General features: G+C 68.8%; 12 protein-coding genes. 9 read left to right on the forward strand and 3 right to left on the reverse strand.

What is annotated here, in order from left to right; all coding sequences use genetic code 11:
* Positions 1–9: 9 nt before the first annotated feature.
* Both IQ210_RS41335 and IQ210_RS41340 read right to left on the reverse strand, forming a co-directional pair.
* Positions 10–1,635, reverse strand: coding sequence for a carboxyl transferase domain-containing protein (locus tag IQ210_RS41335; RefSeq protein ID WP_019068882.1), 1,626 nt, complete (start codon positions 1,633–1,635; stop codon positions 10–12).
* A 541-nt stretch (positions 1,636–2,176) separates the two neighbouring features.
* Positions 2,177–3,322, reverse strand: a complete 1,146-nt coding sequence (locus IQ210_RS41340; protein WP_194084406.1) for an XdhC family protein — start codon at positions 3,320–3,322, stop codon at positions 2,177–2,179.
* Positions 3,323–3,665: 343 nt separating this feature from the next.
* On the opposite strand from IQ210_RS41340, the gene IQ210_RS41345 reads away from it, so the two are divergent.
* The 5 genes from IQ210_RS41345 to IQ210_RS41365 all read left to right on the forward strand — a co-directional run bounded on the left by IQ210_RS41345 (position 3,666) and on the right by IQ210_RS41365 (position 11,180).
* Positions 3,666–4,247: a TetR/AcrR family transcriptional regulator gene (locus IQ210_RS41345; protein ID WP_194084407.1), complete on the forward strand. Its 582-nt coding sequence runs from the start codon at positions 3,666–3,668 to the stop codon at positions 4,245–4,247.
* Positions 4,248–4,718: 471 nt separating this feature from the next.
* Positions 4,719–5,483, forward strand: coding sequence for a dienelactone hydrolase family protein (locus tag IQ210_RS41350; protein ID WP_019068886.1), 765 nt, complete (start codon positions 4,719–4,721; stop codon positions 5,481–5,483).
* A gap of 294 nt (positions 5,484–5,777) precedes the next feature.
* The gene (locus IQ210_RS41355) at positions 5,778–6,809 is read left to right on the forward strand and encodes a TrmB family transcriptional regulator (protein ID WP_228049395.1); all 1,032 of its coding nucleotides are present in this window, start codon (positions 5,778–5,780) and stop codon (positions 6,807–6,809) included.
* A gap of 157 nt (positions 6,810–6,966) precedes the next feature.
* A complete protein-coding gene (locus IQ210_RS41360; RefSeq protein WP_019068888.1) occupies positions 6,967–7,473 on the forward strand; it encodes a nuclear transport factor 2 family protein in 507 nt (168 codons plus the stop codon).
* Between the two features lie 284 nt (positions 7,474–7,757).
* Complete coding sequence (locus tag IQ210_RS41365) at positions 7,758–11,180, forward strand: indolepyruvate ferredoxin oxidoreductase family protein (protein WP_019068889.1); 3,423 nt, start codon at positions 7,758–7,760, stop codon at positions 11,178–11,180.
* A 118-nt stretch (positions 11,181–11,298) separates the two neighbouring features.
* On the opposite strand, the gene IQ210_RS41370 is transcribed toward IQ210_RS41365, so the two are convergent.
* Positions 11,299–11,934: a lactate utilization protein gene (locus IQ210_RS41370; RefSeq protein WP_078532446.1), complete on the reverse strand. Its 636-nt coding sequence runs from the start codon at positions 11,932–11,934 to the stop codon at positions 11,299–11,301.
* Between the two features lie 104 nt (positions 11,935–12,038).
* Here IQ210_RS41370 and IQ210_RS41375 point away from each other — a divergent pair, with 104 nt between their 5' ends.
* From IQ210_RS41375 to IQ210_RS41390, 4 genes are all read left to right on the forward strand, one after another.
* Positions 12,039–13,037 carry a TAXI family TRAP transporter solute-binding subunit gene (locus IQ210_RS41375; protein ID WP_194084408.1) on the forward strand — a complete coding sequence of 333 codons (999 nt, stop codon included), beginning with the start codon at positions 12,039–12,041 and terminating at the stop codon, positions 13,035–13,037.
* 52 nt (positions 13,038–13,089) lie between these two features.
* Complete coding sequence (locus IQ210_RS41380) at positions 13,090–14,151, forward strand: cupin domain-containing protein (RefSeq protein ID WP_019068892.1); 1,062 nt, start codon at positions 13,090–13,092, stop codon at positions 14,149–14,151.
* 435 nt (positions 14,152–14,586) lie between these two features.
* Positions 14,587–15,903, forward strand: coding sequence for an MFS transporter (locus IQ210_RS41385; protein ID WP_019068893.1), 1,317 nt, complete (start codon positions 14,587–14,589; stop codon positions 15,901–15,903).
* A 179-nt stretch (positions 15,904–16,082) separates the two neighbouring features.
* Entirely contained in the window at positions 16,083–18,395 is a 2,313-nt protein-coding gene (locus tag IQ210_RS41390) for a transketolase-like TK C-terminal-containing protein (RefSeq protein WP_026178576.1), read from the forward strand.
* Positions 18,396–19,659 lie beyond the last annotated feature (1,264 nt).

Below are 19,659 nucleotides of genomic sequence, written 5' to 3' on the forward strand. Positions count from 1 at the left end.
GGAGGGAGGTCACATGCGGAAGACGCCGAACTGCGGTTCGGCCAGAGGGGCGTTGGCGCACGCGGTCAGGGCCAGGCCGAGCACCTGACGGGTGTCGAGGGGGTCGATGATCCCGTCGTCCCACAGCCGCGCGGTGGAGTAGTAGGCGCTGCCCTGCTGCTCGTACTGCTCGCGGATGGGGCGCCTGAACTCCGCCTCGGCCTCGGCGGACCACTCCTCGCCGCGGGCCTCCAACTGGTCCCGCTTGACTGTCGCCAGGACGGTGGCGGCCTGTTCGCCGCCCATGACGGAGATCTTGGCGTTCGGCCACATCCACAGGAAGCGGGGGGAGTAGGCGCGGCCGCACATCGAGTAGTTGCCCGCGCCGTGCGATCCGCCGACGACGACCGTCAGCTTGGGCACCCGGGTGGTGGCCACCGCGGTGACCATCTTCGCGCCGTGCTTGGCGATGCCGCCGTTCTCGTAGGCGCGGCCTACCATGAAGCCGCTGATGTTCTGCAGGAACAGCAGGGGTATGCCGCGCTGGTCGCACAGCTCGATGAAGTGGGCGCCCTTCTGGGCGGACTCGGCGAAGAGGATGCCGTTGTTCGCCACGATGCCCACCGGGTGGCCGTGGATGCGGGCGAAGCCGGTGACCAGGGTCTGGCCGTACTCGGCCTTGAACTCGGCGAAGCGCGAGCCGTCGGTGATGCGGGCGATGACCTCCCGGATGTCGAACGGGGTGCGGTTGTCCGCCGGTACGACGCCGTAGAGCTCGGCGGGGTCCACGACAGGCTCCTCGACGGGGGCGACGTCCCATGGGCGCGGCGCTCGCGGGCCGAACGTGGCCACGATGTCCCGGACGATGCGCAGGGCGTGCGCGTCGTCCTCGGCCAGATGGTCCACGACGCCGGAGACGCGGGCATGCACCTCACCGCCGCCCAGTTCCTCCGCGGTGACCACCTCTCCGGTGGCGGCCTTCACCAGCGGCGGACCGCCCAGGAAGATCGTGCCCTGATTGCGCACGATCACTGTCTCGTCGCTCATCGCCGGGACGTACGCGCCGCCAGCCGTGCAGGATCCCATCACCGCCGAGATCTGCGGGATGCCGCGGGCCGACAGGTTCGCCTGGTTGTAGAAGATGCGCCCGAAGTGCTCCCGGTCGGGGAAGACCTCGTCCTGCCGGGGCAGGTAGGCGCCGCCGGAGTCCACCAGGTAGATGCACGGCAGCCGGTTCTCCAGCGCCACTTCCTGGGCCCGAAGGTGCTTCTTGACCGTCATCGGGTAGTACGTGCCGCCCTTGACGGTGGCGTCGTTGGCGACGACGACGCACTCGCGCCCGGCCACGCGGCCGATCCCGGCGACCACTCCGGCGGCCGGCGCGTCCCCGCCGTACAGCTCCCACGCCGCCAGCGGCGCCAGTTCCAGGAACGGTGACCCGGGATCGAGCAGGTTCTCCACACGGTCGCGCGGCAGCAGCTTGCCACGCGCGACATGCCTTTCCCTGGCTCGTCGGCCGCCGCCCTCGGCGGTCTCGGCCAGCCGCGCCCGCAGCCCCGCGACCTCTGCGGCATGACTGGCCTGGTTGCGCCGGAACGCCTCCGAGAACGGATCGGCCTCGGTTGTGAGACGGCGCGCTGTGGCATGGGCGTTCATGGTGTCTCCTCGCGCGGCCCGCTCGAAGAGAATCGAAGCACGGTCCTGCGTGTTAGTTAACGTTAATTAACATCGGGGAGGTTAGTGATTGTTAACCCAGGCTGTCCAGAGACGTGGGTCACGCGCACAGCCTCGACAGTGGACTCGGCGCCAAAGGGGAAACGCCGACCAGGTGAACCGCCGAACTTGTGGCGATCGACATCGAGACCAGGGCCTCCTGAGACTCAACTCGCCGGACACCACAGGGTCGTGTCCCACGGCGTGCTGCAGAGGATCAAGCGCCGTGGCGCGGAATTCCGCTGTTCGAGCCGGGTCAGCGGACGATGCCGCCGGAAGAGGCGTTCAAGGACGTGACCAGGGATGCGGTGGAGTACTACGGCACCACGACCACGATCGGCATCGACACCCTAGGGAGCGCGGCATGAGCACCCTCACGATCTCGGAGCCCCAGCGGGACCCGACCACCACCTCACACCCGGCCACAAGGTGACCGGCTGATGTGCGCTTGGTTCGGTGCGCGCTGGGCCGGTGAGGTTCGGCGTCAGGCTGCGTCCACGGCCACGGGCTGTGCCGGGGTGTGGTGGATGGGGGTCTGGGTGTGGGTGAGGGGAACACCGGTGGCGCCGTGTCGGGTGGCGATGATTTCGGCGGCGATGGACAGGGCGGTCTCTTCAGGGGTGTGGGCGCCGAGGTCGAGGCCGATGGGTGAGCGGAGCCGGGCCAGTTCCTGTTCGGTCAGGCCGGCTTCGAGGAGTCTGCGCTCGCGGTCGGTGTGGGTGCGGCGGGAGCCCATGGCGCCGATGTAGGCGGCGGGCATGCGCAGGGCCTGCTGGAGGAGGGGGATGTCGAATTTGGCGTCGTGGGTGAGGACGCACACGGCGGTACGCGGGTCGGTCTCGGTGTGTCGCAGGTAGCGGTGGGGCCAGTCGACGACGATCTCGTCGGCCTCGGGGAAGCGGGCTCGGGTGGCGAAGACGGGGCGGGCGTCGCACACGGTGACGTGGTAGCCGAGGAACTTGCCGGCGCGGACGAGTGCGGCGGCGAAGTCGATGGCGCCGAACACGATCATGCGCGGTGGCGGGACGTGTGTCTCGACGAGCAGGGTGATGCCGCCGGGGCAGTGGGAGCCGTCTTCGGAGAGTTCGACCGTGCCGGTGCGCCCGGCCTGGAGAAGGGCGTGTGCCTGAGCGGCGGCGGCCTGCTCCAGTTCGGGGCGGTCGTCTGCGTACGAGCCTTCGTAGGTGCCGTCGGCGTGGACGAGCAGGGGCGCGCCGAGGAGGTCGGCCGGGCCGCGGGTGATCCGGGCGAGGGCTGCTGGTTCACCGTGGTTCATGGCGCTCAGGGCGGATTCGAGGACGGCCCGGGCCGGTGTGGTGGCGGTGACGGGTGTGATGAGGATGTCGAGGATGCCGCCGCAGGTGAGTCCGACGGCGAAGGCGTCGTCGTCGCTGTACCCGAACCGTTCAACGAGGCTTGTGCCGCTGGCGAGGGCCTGTCGGCACAGGTCATAGACCGCTGCTTCGACGCAGCCTCCGGAGACAGATCCGATGGCCGTGCCGTTACGGTCCACAGCGAGGGCGGCCCCGAGCCCGCGCGGCGCGCTGCCACTGACGCCGACGACGGTCGCCACCGCGAACTCCCGGCCCTCTTCGAGCCAGCGACCCAATTCTCGGGAAATATCAAGCACTTGGTTACTCCCTGGACACTTGGTTACTCCCTGGACAGGACCCGATCAGTACGGGAGGGGAGAGGGTGTCGGGGGTGACAGACACCTTTGGGGAGTGCCACCGCGCCCGCGTTTTCCGAACCCGCCGACGCCGTTGACCGTGACGGGCGCCAGGAGCGGGGGCGTCCATTCGATGTGCCTCGACGGCGGGACCGAACACCGGTCGCACGCCGTCCGTCATTCGGCTCCGCTGCGGCCGACGCTATGGTGAACATCAGGCGGACTGGTGTCCGCAAGTCGAGAACATAGCGGACAGCTGTCCGGCTATCAAGGGTTGGTGCGTGAGCCCCGGAAGGAGAGGGAAGTGCGATCCAGGAGCGACGGGCCTCAGCGCCCGGACGCGCAGCGCAATCGGGAACGGATCCTGAAGGTGGCGCTGGCCGAGTTGTCCCGCGACGTGGAAGTCCCGTTGAGCCTGATCGCCAAGAAGGCGGGGGTCGGGCAGGGCACGTTCTATCGCAACTTCCCCAACCGTGAGGCACTCGTCCTTGAGATCTACCGTCACGAGGTGCAGGTGCTCACCGACACCGCGACGGAACTGCTCAAGACCCGGGCGCCCGATCAGGCCTTGCGTGAATGGATGGACCAGCTCGCTCGCTTCGGCATCGCCAAGGTCGGCCTGTCGGACGCGATGCGGCAGATCGTCGGCACGACGGCCGGCCCGGCCCAGCCGGGCTACGCCCTGGTGGTCGAGGCGCTCGAAGCTCTGCTCGCCGCCAACCATGAGGCGGGCACCATTCGACCGGGGGTGACCGCCGACGACTTCATCCTGGCCATCGCCGGCATCTGGCAGATCGATTTCCGCGGGGACTGGCAAACCCAGAGTGCGCGGCTTCTGGGCATCGTCATGGACGGGTTGCGCGCGGGGGCGCCCGGGCGGGGCTGATGATCCGGAGGTCGACGGCCGAGTGGTCAGCCCTGCCGAGCGGACAGGCGTCTGTCCGCTTGCTTCCGCCGTGCATGGCGGACGCCGAGCAGTACCAAGGGCCCGCCTTCCGGGTGCCAGGCGAGTTGGAGCCCCATCCCGCGAACCGCATGGGACTGGACTGGTCGGTATGCCTCTCTCGATGGACGGCATCGACATCGGCTGCTCACTCCCCCTTGCCAGAGGGATGGCTGTCCCATACGGTCAGTCCTGGCGGACGGCTGTCCGCTTAAGGTCTGGTATTGCCTGTACAGCAGGTGTGACCGGCGCGCCGAATCGGTGACTTTCACCGCCCACAGAGGCACAAGGCCCCGCGCGCCAGGCGGCACAAGCATCGGATGACGGTCTTCGCCGCTACTGCTGCGCCGGTGTTCATCCCTCAGAAGTGACACCACCGCGACCAGGCCGCTCTCGCACAAAATGGAGTTAGCCGTGACCCCAGTCGCAGTCCGTGGAACGACCCTGATCCTGCCCACCCAGGACGGAGGCGCCGATGCGTACCTCGCGCGCCCCGACGACGACGCCCCGCACCCGGCCGTCCTCTTCTACACGGACATCATGGGCGTGCGCCCAAGCATGCAGAAGATGGCGGACCGCCTGGCGGCGGCCGGCTACACGGTCCTGGTACCCAACGTCTTCTACCGCAGCAGCCCGGCACCCGTCGTGGAGATGCCCGACGTCGTCACCGACGACATCCTCTGGGACGTCGTCGGCAGAGCCGTGCCGGTGGCACAGTCGCTGACTCCGAAGGACGCGATGCGTGACGCGCTCGCCTGGCTCGACTGGCTGGAGGTCAGTGAGTTCACCACCGGCGGCTCTGTGGGCATCACGGGTTACTGCAACGGGGGCATGCTGTGCCTGCGTACGGCGGGTTCCTACCCGGACCGGGTCGCCGCCGCGGCCATCATCCACGGCTCCCACCTGATCACCGACGCGCCGGACAGCCCCCACCTGGCTGCCGAGCACATCAAGGGCGAGGTCTTCTTCGCCAACGGCGACAAGGACACGATCAACCCGCCCGAAGAGGTCGAGCGCTTCAACGCGGTCCTCTCCGCGGCCGGCGTCCGCCACCGCAGCGAAATGTACGCCGACGCCCAACACGGCTTCTGCTCAAGCGACCTCCTACCCCTCTACAACAAGGAGGCGGACGAACGCCACTGGGCGGGCCTGCTGGACCTGTTCGGCCGCACCCTCTGACCAGTGCTGCGCTTCATTGCGGTGTGGTGAGGGCGGCGGCGAGGCGGCTGCGGCAGATTGATGCACGCCGACGGGCGGTGGGGTGAGCTCCCCACCTTCTCGGCCGTGCCGCCTGGAGCCGGCGGTGTGCGGGGTCGGAGGTCGCCACTGGCCTCGCGAGGGGAAACTGCAGCGACGGCAGAAGAGCGACGCGTTTGTGCTGTGGATCGCGCCGGCCCCGGCCGGGATACATCTGTTCGGCAGGGCGATCCGTGGATTCCCGGTCTCAAATCTGCTCCGGGCGGTTTCCCCGGGTTGCTGACCGAGCCGGCCGAGCCGATGGCGCTGGACGTGTGTTTGCTAACGACTACGATGTTCGGTGTGGACGATCTCATCTCGCAGCTTCAGTTCGTTGGTATGTCCGGTTACGAGGCCAAGGCGTATATCGCGCTGATCTCGGCGGGTGAGGCGCTGAACGGGTATGAGGTGGCCAAGCGCTCCGGAGTCCCGCGCAGCACGGTGTATGAGATTCTCGGCAAGCTCACGGCGAGGAACGCGGCGTACGAGGTCAAGGGCGAGGGCGGCGCGACCGCCTACGTACCCATGCCGGCGAACATGCTGTTGAGCAGGGTCCGCCGGGAGACCGAGGCCTCGCTGGACAGCCTGGAGCGTTCGCTGCGGCATGTGACCACGCAGCAGACCACGCATCTGACGCATCCGCTGGGCGGCCGTAAGCAGTTGATCGAGCGGTGTGAGGATCTGATCGGTGCGGCGCAGCAGAGTCTGCTGCTGTTCGCGTGGCCGGCCGAGTACGCGGAACTCGCACCGATGTTGCGGCGGGCGGCCGGCAACGGAATCCGGGTCGAGACCGTGTACTCCAGTCTGGTTGAGCCGGAGGAGCCGGTCGGTTACACGGTGTTGCACCGGACGACGAACGATGAGGAGGCGCTGGCCAGTCTGGGCTGTCGGTTGTTGATCGTCGGTATGGACAACGAGCAGGTCGTCATCGGTGGCCTGGTGGAGGACGAGGCCTGGGGCGTCTTCGCGGACGATCCGGCGATCGTGCTGGTGGCCACCGAACTCGTCCGCTACGAGCTGAGCATGCAGTTGGTGCTCGGCAAGCTGGGTGTCGAGCGGGAGGCGCGGGAGGTGCTCACCACTGATCCCGAGGTCCAGCGTTTCAGGACGCCGGGACGTGCCGCGGCCCTTTTGCAGCGCCTGAACCAGTCGGCCTTCACCGTCGAACCGTCCCGGGAACCGCTGCGGCCGGCCGGACCCCGCCGCGGCGGCGACACGGCCGGACGGCAGGCAACGGCTCGCCGGAAAGGACCGCGCGCGGGCTCCTGAAGCAGGCCTTGTCCGGCATCATCCCCTTGCGTTTGAAGAGTAGTCGTTTGTAGGGTAACTACGCATCGACGTGGTGATGGGCGCTGTCGGCGGTGCCTACCACCACGTCGGCGCTCCATGCTCGGTGCGAACATCTCTGCCCGGAAGGAGCAAACCGTTGACTACCTCCGACGGTGTCGGCCAACTGCCCGCGGACCTGCGGGAACGGTTTTCCGCATTTCTCGACCGCGCCGAAGTGACCGAGCTGGTCCTCCGGTTCCACGCGCATATCGATCGCTGGGACTGGGACGCGGTTCCTTCGATGATCACGTCCGACTGCAGTCTGGCGACCCATATTGACGGTGTTCCGGTCTTCGTCAACTGGGACCAGGGCGAGAACACCGGACTCAGCAGGAAGACCAACTGGCGTGAGGCGGCCGGTATCACGGGCCAGCACCAGTGGACCAACGTCGTGGTGAACCTCGACGGGGACTCCGCCCAGGTGATGATGTCGGGCACTCAGACCAACGCCTGGCCGGACGGCGGCTTCGAAGTCTCCGGGGTGCTGGGGCAGGGAACCTGCCGCCGGACTCCGGACGGCTGGCGCATCGCCTCCTTCATCGGCAACTACCGCTCCAACCATGCGCGCCTCAGCTCGTATTTCACCACCGAACTCGCGCCGTAAGGCGACGCGGCCGCCTGAGCGCTCCGCTCGCAGTGCCGATATGCGGCTCAGCCGCGGGGCCGCAAGTGCATGCAGCCCCGCCCACCGTCGGCGCGCTGCCGCACCGCGGCGGCTTTTCGCCCAACCTGCTCAGCCGCGCGCATTTCCTGGCCTGATCAGGCAAGAGACAAGCATCTGGCCCACGAGGCTGCCGCGTTCCGGCCGCGCCTCGGCCACACCCCCGCCGAGCAGATGGCGCTGCGCGCGCCGAGCATGCTCGCCATCGCCCGTGAGGAAGTTCCGCAGTGGTCACGTTCACACTCGAAGATCGTTACCTGCAAGAAGACGGAGAGGTCTATCTCACCGGCATCCAGGCTCTCGTCCGCGTCCTGCTCGACCGGGCCCGGCATGATCGCCGTAAGGGGAGGGAGACCTCCGCGTTCGTCTCCGGCTATGAGGGGTCCCCGCTGGGCGGCTTCGACCTGGAGCTGGCGCGGCGCGGTCGCCTTCTCGACGAGTACCGGGTCGTGCATCAGCCCGGCCTGAACGAGGAACTGGGCCTGACCTCGGTGATGGGCAGCCAGCTGACGGCACGACTCGGCGCGCGCACCGATGGTGTGACCGGGCTCTGGTACGGCAAGGCCCCGGGCCTGGACCGGGCGACCGACGCCCTGCGCCACGCCAACCTGGTCGGCGCGGATCCGCGCGGAGGCGCGGTGGCCCTCGTGGGTGACGATCCGAACGCCAAGTCCTCCACCGTCCCATGCGCGTCGGAACGTGCCCTGGCCGATCTCGCGGTCCCCGTGCTCTACCCCGCCGATGTCCAGGACATCGTCGACTTCGGCCTGCACGCGGTGGAGCTTTCCAGGGCGAGCGGCCTGTGGTCCTCGATGAAGCTGGTCACCAACGTGGCCGACACGGCCGGAACGGCCCTGGTCAGCAGCGAGTGGGCGCCGCCGGAGCTGCCCGACTCCGCCTACCGTCATCAGCCCAGTGCCCGACTGCTCGGCAAGGAGCTGGCCGGCCTGGAGGAGAGCCTGTTCCGGACCAGGCTGCCGCTCGCGATGGAGTACATCCGGGCGAGCGGGCTCAACAGGATCAGCGGCAGCGGCAGCGGTGCCCGGGTGGGCATCGTGGCGGCGGGCAAGACCTACCTGGACGTCCGGCAGGCCCTGAGCAGCCTCGGGCTCGGCGAGGAGGATCTCGGCCGGTTCGGGATCCGGCTGCTGAAGCTCGGCGCGGTCTACCCACTGGAACCCCAGATCGTCCGGGAGTTCGCCGCCGGCCTGGACGAGATCGTGGTGGTCGAGGAGAAGCGGGCGTTCATCGAGTCCGCGGTCAAGGAGGTCCTCTACGGCCGTCATGACGCCCCCGTGGTGCGGGGGAAGGAGTTCTTCGAAGAGTCCGGCGAGCTGGACCCGGACAAGGTCGCCAGGGGCCTGCGCTCCCGGCTCGCGCACTACGCCGAGCTCGCCCCGGCCCCCGCCCCCCGAGGCCGTATAGATCTCCCGCTGCTGAGCCGAACCCCCTACTTCTGCTCGGGCTGTCCGCACAACTCCTCGACCAAGGTCCCCGAGGGGACGGTCGTCGGTGCCGGTATCGGCTGCCACACCATGGCGTTGTTCATGGAACCCGAAGCCGTCGGCGACGTGATCGGGCTGACCCAGATGGGTGGCGAGGGCACCCAGTGGATCGGGATGGCGCCCTTCGTCGACGCCGAGCACTTCGTGCAGAACATCGGCGACGGCACCTTCACCCACTCCGGCAGCCTGGCTGTGCGGGCGGCCGTCGCCGCCGGGGTGAACATCACCTACAAGCTCCTGTACAACTCCGCGGTCGCCATGACCGGGGGACAGGACGCGGTGGGCGGTCTGCCGGTGCACAAGGTCGCTGAACTGCTGCTCCTCGAAGGCGCGGCGAAGGTGGTCATCACCAGCGACGCGCCCCGCCGTATCAGGGCCGTCAAGGGGGTCGAGGTCCGCCACCGGGACGAACTGCTGAGTACCCAGGAGGAGTTGGCGAAGGTCCCGGGCGTCACCGTGCTCATCCATGAGCAGGAGTGCGCGACGGAGAAGCGCCGCAAGTGGCGCCGGGGCCTCGAACCTGCCCCCACCGCCAAGGTCTTCATCAACGAGCGTGTCTGCGAGGGTTGCGGTGACTGTGGCGTCAAGTCCAACTGTCTGTCCGTGCAGCCGGTGGAGACCGAGTTCGGCCGCAAGACCGCGATCCACCAGTCGTCGTGCAACGTCGACCACGCCTGCCTCGCCGGCGACTGTCCGTCGTTCATGACGGTGACGCCCACCGGCCGACGCGCACACCGGGTCTTCGCCGAGCTGGCGGCGGACGCCTTCACCGACCCCGCCGTCACGGGCGACTTCACCGTGCGGATCACCGGCGTCGGCGGCACCGGCGTGGTCACCACCACGCAGATCCTGGCCACCGCCGCGTTCCTGGACGGCCGACAGGTTCGGACCCTCGACCAGACGGGGCTGGCCCAGAAGGGCGGCGCCGTCGTCTCCGACCTCAAGATCACCTCGGCGTCCGTCGAGCAGGCGGCGAAACTCGCGGCCGGCGAATGCGACCTCTACCTCGTCTGCGACTCCCTCGTCGGTGCCGACCCGGAAAACCTGCGTGTGGCCCACGCGGCCCGGACGACCGCCGTGGTGTCCACCACCGAGGTCCCCACCGGGAGCATGATCGTCGACCCGAACGTCTCGTTCCCGAGCGCGTCGTCCCTCAGAACCGCCATCGACGCCGCGACCCGGCACCAGTACTACCTCGACGCGCGCGGACTGGCCGAAGCGTTCTTCGACGACGACCAGTTCGCCAACATCCTCCAGCTGGGCGCCGCCTACCAGGCCGGGGCCGTCGGCATCACGGCCGCGAGCATCGAGCGCGCCATCGAGCTCAACGGCACGGCGGTGGCCGCCAATCTCCAGGCGTTCCGGCGCGGCCGCCAGGCCGTCGCCGATCCCGCAGGCCTGCTGGCGGAACTGTCCGCCACGCCGCCGGCCAACGAAGCCGCCGAGCCCGCCGGTTCCCCGGGCCTTCGGTCCCTGGTCGCAGCTGAACCCGGTAGCGAACTCGCGCGGCTGCTCGACCTGCGGATTCCCGACCTGGTCGCGTACCAGAGCGAGGCCTACGCCGCGCAGTACGCCCGCTTCGTCGAACAGATACGCCGCGAGGCGCCCGACGTCGCCGAAGCGGTCGCCCGGAACCTGTACAAACTCATGGCCTACAAGGACGAGTACGAGGTCGCACGGCTCAGCCTGGATCCGCGTCTGCAGGCCGAGATCGACGCGCAGTTCGGTGTCGGCTCCCGAGCGACCTACCACCTCCACCCGCCCATCCTGCGTGCGCTCGGCATCGACAGAAAGATCAAGCTCGGCCCGTGGTTCCGCCCGGCGTTCCGCGCGCTGCGCGCCCTGCGCACGGTCCGCGGCAAGTGGCTGGACCCCTTCGGCCACCACCCCGTCCGCCGCACGGAACGCGCACTCATCGCCGAATACCGCGAGGCGATCAGCCGCGCGGTGCGGATCGCGCCCGGCGACCCGCTCGTCCGTGAACTCGCCGAACTGCCGGACATGGTTCGCGGCTACGAGGACGTCAAGCTCGCCAACGTGGCCCGGTACCGAGCCAGGCAGGCCGAAATCCTGGCCGCACTGGAGTCCGATTCGGCGGAGCACTCGTCCTCCGGCCTGGCGGACACGTTCAGCACCGGACAGTGACGCGGTGATCCGACGGGTTGAAGGGCCCTGCGGGGGCGCACCGGTCCAGGTACGCCCCCGCAGGGCCCTTCGAGAGGCGCACGCCGGCGGAGTGGGGGTGTTCGGCGCGGGGAGGCCGTCAGTAGCCGAGGTCCTCGTCCACGAGGATCAGCTTGATCCGGTCGGGCAGCGGTTCGTGTTCGACCAGCAGGAGCTTTCCGGCGAAGGCCGGCTGGCCCATGTCTCTGCGCATGCGCTGGTCCTCCAGCGGAAAGACGTGTGTGCGCACACGGTCGATGGCCTCGGCCAGTGTGGGGGTGATCTTGTTGCGGCCGACCACCCATATGACCTTTCCCGCGCCGTAGGCGTAGCCGCCGACGCGGGTGCCGCCCGCGTCGAGACAGACGGCCTCACCGGTAGCGGCCAGCGCGTTCACGCTGCCCACCATGTAATCGGCGGTAGTTGCCCAACGACGTAGCTCCACGCGCTTCTCGGGCTCCTTCGTGGCGTAGATCTCGGCCCGGCGCCAGCGCCAGTGCCGAGAGGACTCCAGTTCGGCCATGAGACCGATCTCGCGGAGTGTCACCGAGCTGCCGTTGGTGACGTCCGAGCCGGCCGGGATCAGTTCACGAATCCTCTGCAGTGCCTCTTCGCGATCGGCGACCACCTCGGGGTTGAACCCTCGCCGGGCGCAGTGGGCGGCCACGGACTCCAGGTCGTGGCCGGCCGCGACGCGACGGTCTTTGTGCGCAGAGGCGGATTCTGGCGTCGGCATGGGGTGCACACCCTCTCGTTACCCGAAACACGTGTGGCGGGCTGTAGCCACGCGCTGCGGCTCATAGTAGTGTACTGACTAACGACTTAAGGGGATGATCATTGATGAGTTCTCCTATCGAGGTACGGCTGCTCACCTCGGGCGCCAACTGGCTGAGGGTCGGGAGCATGATCGGGCTCGGCCTCACTGGCTACAACAGCCCGTTGCCCGAGGGTTCGTCGGTCTCGATCCACACCATCGACACCGGCAAATCGTGTATGCGCGGGATGCAGCTGGTGGACGACGGCACCTACGACTTCGGCATGACGTCGCCGCCCTGGCTGGCCAAGGCCGCGGCGGACGGTGTCACCGCCTTCGGGCTGACCGACAGGCCGCTCAACCTGCGCGCGGTCTGCGTCTTCCCCCACTTCGACCAGCTCGCCCTGGCGGTCCGTGCGGATCTGGGGATCACCTCGCTGCGGCAGATCTTCGAGGAGAAGATCCCGTTGCGCATCTCGACCGGGCCGACGCACCTGGGCCACCCGCTGGGCTGGGTGATGGACCTGCTGTACGACGAGTACGGGGTGAGCGTCGAGGACATCGAGGGCTGGGGAGGCACCGTCTCCTCCGGCGAACGGCAGCTGAACTTCCTCGAAGTCACCGACGGCGGTCTGACGGGTCGCGCGGCCCTGCTCGCGGACGGAAAGCTCGACGCGGTCTTCGACGAGGGCATCATGTCGAAGTCGTGGCTGGAGCTGGCGGAGGCCGTGCCCATGACCTTCCTGCCGGTCGAGGACGAGGTGCTGTCGTCCCTGGAGGCGAAGTACGGCGCCCGCCGGACCGTGCTCCCCGCGGGACGGCTGCCGGGCATCGGGAGTGACGTCCCGACGATCGACTTCGCGGGCTGGATGCTCTACTGCCGCGCAGACGTCGACGACGAACTCGTCTTCCTGGCGTTGCAGGGCCTGGAGCAGCAACTGCCCCAGATGGAGACCCTCTTCGAGTCCCAGGGCGCCCACAAGGGCCTGAGCGAGCCCGTCGACCTGGCGAAGACCTGGCAGAACGCCGAGCTCCCGCTGCACCCCGGCGCCGAGCGGTTCTACCGCTCCCGGGGCTACATGTGATCGCCGTCGAGAAAGCAGTCGGGAACGAAGCCGAGAAAGAAAGCGAAAGCCGATGAGTATCACCGAAGCCACACCCGAGACCCAGGCCGCGGAGCGCACCGCCTTCGTCGACGAGGTGCACGCCTTCCACGCGAGCCCGGTCTTCATCACCCAGCCGGGATTCATGCCGGCGGAGCCCTCTTCGGCCATGGAGCCCTATCTGTGGCGGTGGGCGGACATCCGTCCGGCCATGCTGAGGGCAGCCGAGCTGCTCCCGGTGGGGGCGGACGGGGCGGACCGCCGGGTGCTCAACCTGATCAACCCCGGCATGGAGCCGAAGATCGGGACCACGCACACGCTCACCGCGTCGATCCAGATGGTGCTGCCCGGCGAGGTCGCGGACGCGCACCGGCACACCATCAACGCGCTCCGACTGATCCTGGAGGGCCGCGGCGCGTCGACCACCGTCGACGGCGAGATGTGCGAGCTCGAACCCGGCGACGTGGTGCTCACCTCCGGCTGGCGCTGGCACGACCACCGCAACGACGGGGACGAGCCCGTGATCTGGCTGGACGGGCTGGATCTGCCGCTCACGAGGTCGCTGGAAGGCATCTTCTACGAGGAGCTGGCCGAGGGCGCGCAGCCGGTCGTGAGCACCGGCGACTCGATCAGGCGCTACGGGGTCGGCCAGCTCCTGCCGACCTGGACGCGCTGGGAGGGAATGGACTCCCCGCTGTTCAACTACAAGTGGGCCGACACCCGCCGCGCGCTCGACGCCCTGCGCGGCGAGGACGGCGACCCCTTCGACGGGGTCTCCCTGGAGTTCCGCAACCCCACGACCGGCGGCTCAGTCGGACCCACCATGTCGTGCGGCGTCAACCTGCTGCGTCCCGGGCTGCGAGCCGAGGAGCACCGGCACACCTCCTCGACCGTCTACCACGTCATCGAGGGCCAGGGCGTGACCGTCATCGACGGCACCGAATTCGCGTGGACCAAGGGCGACACGTTCGCCGTCCCCACCTGGGCCTGGCACCGGCACGCCAACACCTCCCAGGCCCAGGAGGCGGTGCTGTTCAACTTCAGCGACAAGCCCCTCATGGACAAGATCGGTCTCTACCGGGAGCAGGCCCGGTAAAGGGCGGCCAGGACCGGGAGGGACGGCCCATGAGGGTGGCCAGTTCCTCCCGAATCAGGGAGAGCCCGGTGGTCGTCGTGCAACGCCTGCCCGGCAGGCCCTGAAGGGCCCGCCACCGCATCGGGCAGGTATACGACCTCCCCACCGGGCCTCCCACACCCGCCTGCACTCGCCATCCGAAGGGCGACCCAACCACCGGCCCGCGCGCGTGCCAGAACCCCCGGACGCCCAACGACCATCGCCGATATCTGCCCGCGGACACCCACTCGCGCCAGGCCTCAGCCGTCCATCTCCCTCGAACGCGAAAGGCACTTGCCCGACCGCCCCTCAGCTTCGTTCTTCCGTGCCGGACAGGGCTTCTTCACCGTGCACAGCGCACACGTCCCGCACCTGCATCCACAGCGGCGCAAGCTCCTCTCTCCCCAGGAGTAGGTCATGTCCCTTTCCGCCCGCACCCCCGTCCCCCTGCCACGGACACGCTGGACGATCCTCATTCCCATCGTCTTCGTGACCTACGGGCTGCACTACCTCGACCGCACCAACACCGCACAGCTGTTCCCGCACGTCGACGACGACATTCCCATGTCAGACACCGCGACCGGGCTCGCGCAGGGGGCGGCCTTCATCGGCTACATGCTCCTTCAGCTACCCGCCGTACGGGCGGCCCACCGCTTCGGGCCGCGCAGGGTCGTGTTCTGGTGCATGATCCTCTGGGGCCTCGCCGCGACGGGCACCGGCCTGGTGCAGAACATGCCCCAGCTGGTCGCCATGCGGTTCCTGCTCGGACTCGCCGAGGGGCCGCTGATCCCCCTCGTCATCCTCCTGCTCAGCAGATACTTCGTGTCCGCCGAGCGGGCCCGGTCAGCGGCCTGGTTCCTGCTGGTACTGCCGATTACCCAGGTGCTGGGCGCCCCGCTCACCGGGCTGCTGCTGGAACACCTGAACTGGCGCACGGTCTTCCTGATCGAGGGCCTGCCCCCGCTGGTGTGGGCGTTCGTGTGGCTCTTCGTCGCGGCGGACACCCCCGACCGGGCCCGCTGGCTGAAGCGTTCCGAGGGCGCGGCAGTCACCGAACGCGTTGCCGCGGAGGAGGCGGTCAAGGCCGGCGAGGACCGGATGCGCCTCGCCCTGCTGGTCCGGCAGCGTCTCGTCTGGGTGCTCGCGGCGCTGTACTTCGCCGGCACCGGCGGATCGGTGGGACTGATCCTGTGGCTGCCCACCATCATCGAGGACCTCTCTCCGCACGCGACACCCCTTGAGGTCGGGACGATGGCCGCTCTGCCCTCGCTGGTCGGGGCGATCGCCGTGGTGCTGGCCGCACGGTGGAGCGACGCCCACGACAACCGGAGAACCCCGATGCTCATGGGGTTCGGCATGGCAACAACGGCCCTGCTCGTCGGCACCCAGCTGCCCGACACCCTCTGGGCTCATATGACGGTGCTCGCAGTAGCGGGCGGCGCGGTCATCAGCACCGGAGGCGTCCTGGCGTCGATCCCGGGCGCGGCACTTCCCCCGGCAGCGGCCGCCGGGGCCCTGGCGGTGGGGAACAGCTTCGGAGCGATCGGCCAGTTCCTCGGCGCACTTCTGATCGGAGCGCTCCGTGATGCCACGGACGGCTCGCGGACGGTGAGCTACGCAGTGATCGCCGCTATGTGGGGTGTGGGGCTCGCCGCGTCGGCACTGATCCCGGAACCGGCACGCGCCGCGGCGTCCAAAGCCAAGGCCTCCGGCCCGCAAGGGAGCCTGGCGTGATGGTGCCGTGCAGGCGGTCAGCCGTCAGCGAAGTCGGCTGCGCCAGTGGCGTCGCGGTTCGGCCCGACAACCATGTCACCTGGTGCAGCACGGACGCCGCCCGCTCTGCCCGCTGACGAGACGCCGCAGACCATGCAGCTGCAGACCATACAAACGTTTCTGGAAGGAGGACCGTGGTCATGACGACTCATGCGATCAGGATGGATCTGGAGGCACTGGCGGCCGTTGAACGTCGGGTGCTGTGGCTGTCCACGGCCATCATCGACCACGCCAACCGGGTCCGTCCGAACCCCACCGGGCTGAAGGTGGGCGGGCACCAGGCGTCCAGTGCCTCGATGACGTCGATCATGACGGCGCTGTGGTTCCACGAGCTGGCCGCTGAGGACAGGGTGTCGGTGAAGCCGCATGCCTCGCCGGTGCTGCACGCGATCAACTACCTGCTGGGCGAGCTGGACGTGTCATATCTGCCCACGCTGCGGTCGTTCGGCGGGTTGCAGTCGTATCCGTCGCGGTCGAAGGACCCCGATCCGGTGGACTATTCGACAGGCTCGGTCGGCATCGGCGCCACGGCCCCGATTTGGGGCGGCATCGCCCGCCGGTATGTGGAGGACCACTTCGGCGGGGCCGGCTCAGGTCGGCAGTACTCGCTCCTCGGGGACGCCGAGCTGGACGAGGGCGCGATCTGGGAGGCCGTGCAGGATCCGATGGTTCCGTACCTGGGCGAGGTCGTGTGGATCGTCGACCTCAACCGGCAGTCTCTGGACCGGGTCGTGCCCGGGATGTCGGCGGAAAAGCTGCAGGGCATGTTCGCGGCGGCCGGCTGGCAGGTGCTCACGCTGAAGTACGGGCGGTTGCTGGAGGAGTTGTTCGCGCGGCCCGGCGGCGATGCGCTGCGCACCCGCATCGACGCCATGGGCAACCCGGAGTACCAGCGGCTGCTGCGGTGCAGCGCTGGTGAGCTGCGCGAAAGGCTGCCGGGGACCGGGTCCACGGCCGACCCGATCGCCAAACTGATCGCCGACCTGGACGACACCACGCTGCTGTCCGCGCTGCGCAACCTGGGCGGGCACGACCTGGAAGCGCTGCTCGGGGCATATGGGGCGATCGACGACTCCCGGCCGACAGTGGTCTTCGCCTATACGGTGAAGGGCTACGCGCTGCCGGTCGAGGGCCACCCGCAGAACCACTCCTCGCTGCTGTCAGGTGAGCAGATGGAGGAGCTGGCGAATCGGCTGGGGAGCAACCTGGACGACCCGTGGGCGGGCTTCCCCGCAGGGTCGACGGAGGCACAGCTGTGCGCGGCGGCGGCAGCGCGGCTACGACGCCCGATCATCCCGCATCACGCTTCGCCTGAAATCCCGTCGGACCTCGGGCGTCCGGCGCCAACGGGCAACGGCAACACGCAGCAGGCGCTGGGTCGTACGCTGCTGGATCTGACCCGCAGGGCGCCTGAGGCGGCCGGGCGGATCGTGACGGTCGCGCCCGACGTCAGTTCATCGACCAATCTGGGCGGTTGGCTGAACAAGGTCGGTGTGTGGTCCTACACCGAACACACAGATTGGTTCGCGGACGATGCCGAGACGATTCTGCACTGGCGGGAGAAGCCCACCGGGCAGCACGTGGAGCTGGGCATCGCGGAGACCAACCTGGTCGGTGTGCTGGGGGAGCTGGGAGCGACGTGGTCGAGGTGGGGGCAGCCACTGCTGCCCATCGGAGTGGTGTACGACCCGTTCGTCAACCGGGCCCTGGAACCCTGGTCGTTCGGGATCTACGCGGGCGGCCAGTCGATCCTTGTCGGTACGCCGTCCGGGGTCACGCTGGCGCCGGAGGGTGGCGCACACCAGTCGATCACCACGCCGTCCCTGGGTATCGAGCAGCCAGGATGTGTGTCCTACGAGCCGGCCTTCGCCCAGGACACAGAGTGGACCCTGCTCGCCGCGCTCGGCAACCTCGGCAAGGAGGGCGGTAGCTCGGCGTATCTGCGGCTGTCCACCCGATCCGTCGACCAGACCCTGGCAGCAGTGCCCACCGACGTGGCGGCCCGCGAGCGACGACGGCGTCAGGTGGTCGCGGGGGCTTACCCGCTGCGGCGTACGCAGAACCCGACGGTCACCATCGCCGCGATGGGCGCGATGATCCCCGAAGCTCTGGCAGCCGCCCATCGGCTCACCGCCCTCGGTCACAGCGCCGACGTCATCTGCGTCACCAGCCCAGATCTGCTGTTCCGGGCGGTCCAGGGGCGTCGCGGTCTGTCGGATGACCCGACATGGATCCTCGACCAGGTCTTGCCCGCGGACCGTGCAACGCCGCTGGTCACTCTCCTCGACGGCCATCCACACACCCTCGCTTTCCTGGCCACCGTCAACAGGGTGTCCCTCACCGCACTGGGCGTGACACATTTCGGCCAGTCCGGCGCCCTGGACGAGGTGTATCGCTACCACGGCATCGATACCGACAGCGTCGTCCAGGCTGCCCTCGACCTTGTCGACTGATCTCACACTGCCTGCCCTGGCCGCGTCGAGTTCCTCGCTGCCGAGTGGACAGGGGGCGACTCAGCCGACCCCGCGGGTGTCAACGGAGACTTGGATCTGGCTCTTCGGCACTTTCCGATGCTGTTGGTGATCTCCGATACGCATCTTCGCCAGCATGGGACAGCGGCAGCGCCGCACGCCGCGGGCGGGGACAGTCTCGGAGATCGTGGCATCGCGGGGCCGCTCGCGTCGTATAGCGGGCGGGCCGCGCCAGCCCAACTGCCCGTCCGCGTCGTCCCAGTAGTGCTGGACCCACGCATGCCGCAGCACGTGTACCTGCGGCGGATCACGAAGCCGTGCCGGACTTGCAGCACAAGGGCTGCCAGCTTCTCTACGGTTCTGGTCACCCACGGCGCAAGCTGCTCGTCGTCTGCGCGGCGAGCTCCTCCAGAGCCGTTCGCAGTAGGGCGTAGTTCGCGGCGCGTACAGGATTTTCGTGGGCGTTGATCGCCCATGGGCCAGGAGGCATTGCGCAGGCGGCGAATGCCGACGCGTCCCGCCACCTGCGGCCGCGGTCGCCGCGTCGAGGTCGTCGAGCAACTAGGTGGTAAGGCTGCCCAGTTGGGGACCGCCGCAGGTGCGGACCCGGTGGATCAAGTCGTCGAGCCGCGCGGGGTGCCGCTTGTTGAGAGGCGGCGATATGTCGCACCGCGGTGGACCGACGAGCCGTCCTGGGACACAGGACGGATCTGTGGGTGCGCGCGCAGCCAGTCGGTGATTAGCGCACCGCCGCGTGTGTCCCAGGCCCAACGGGTAGCCGGCTCTCCACGTCGACCATGATCGCGCCGTAACGGCGGGAGCGGTGCTCATCACGCAGCCAAGCAGGCTGGCCCAGCTCAGGCTCTGATGCAGCCGGTGCAGGAGCCGGGAGCCGGCCGTAGCTACAAGGACGGTGACCACGGCAATCACCGTCGCCTGCAGCCCTGCGCTGGTAGCGCACCGTGGGTCCGTCGACCTACTCGACGAACGTCGTCTTCACGCATCGCGGGTTCTCGCAGTACAGCCGACGCACCGACGGACCGATCCGCACCGGGCGGCCACCGACCGCCGCGTCCGCCGGCTGACCTGCCTAGCCATCTGCCGGTTCGCGGCTCCGCGTTCGATCATCTCGCGGGAGCTGCGGCGGAAGTAGCCGAAGTGCAGGCGGCCGGTCGCCGATGTGTCAGCCGACGGGGGGCATACGGAAGCCGCCGGGTGCGTCTGCGACCCGGCGGCTTCGAGGTGT

The organism is Streptomyces justiciae, from assembly GCF_015163075.1.
In the GTDB taxonomy this organism is placed as follows: domain Bacteria; phylum Actinomycetota; class Actinomycetes; order Streptomycetales; family Streptomycetaceae; genus Streptomyces; species Streptomyces justiciae.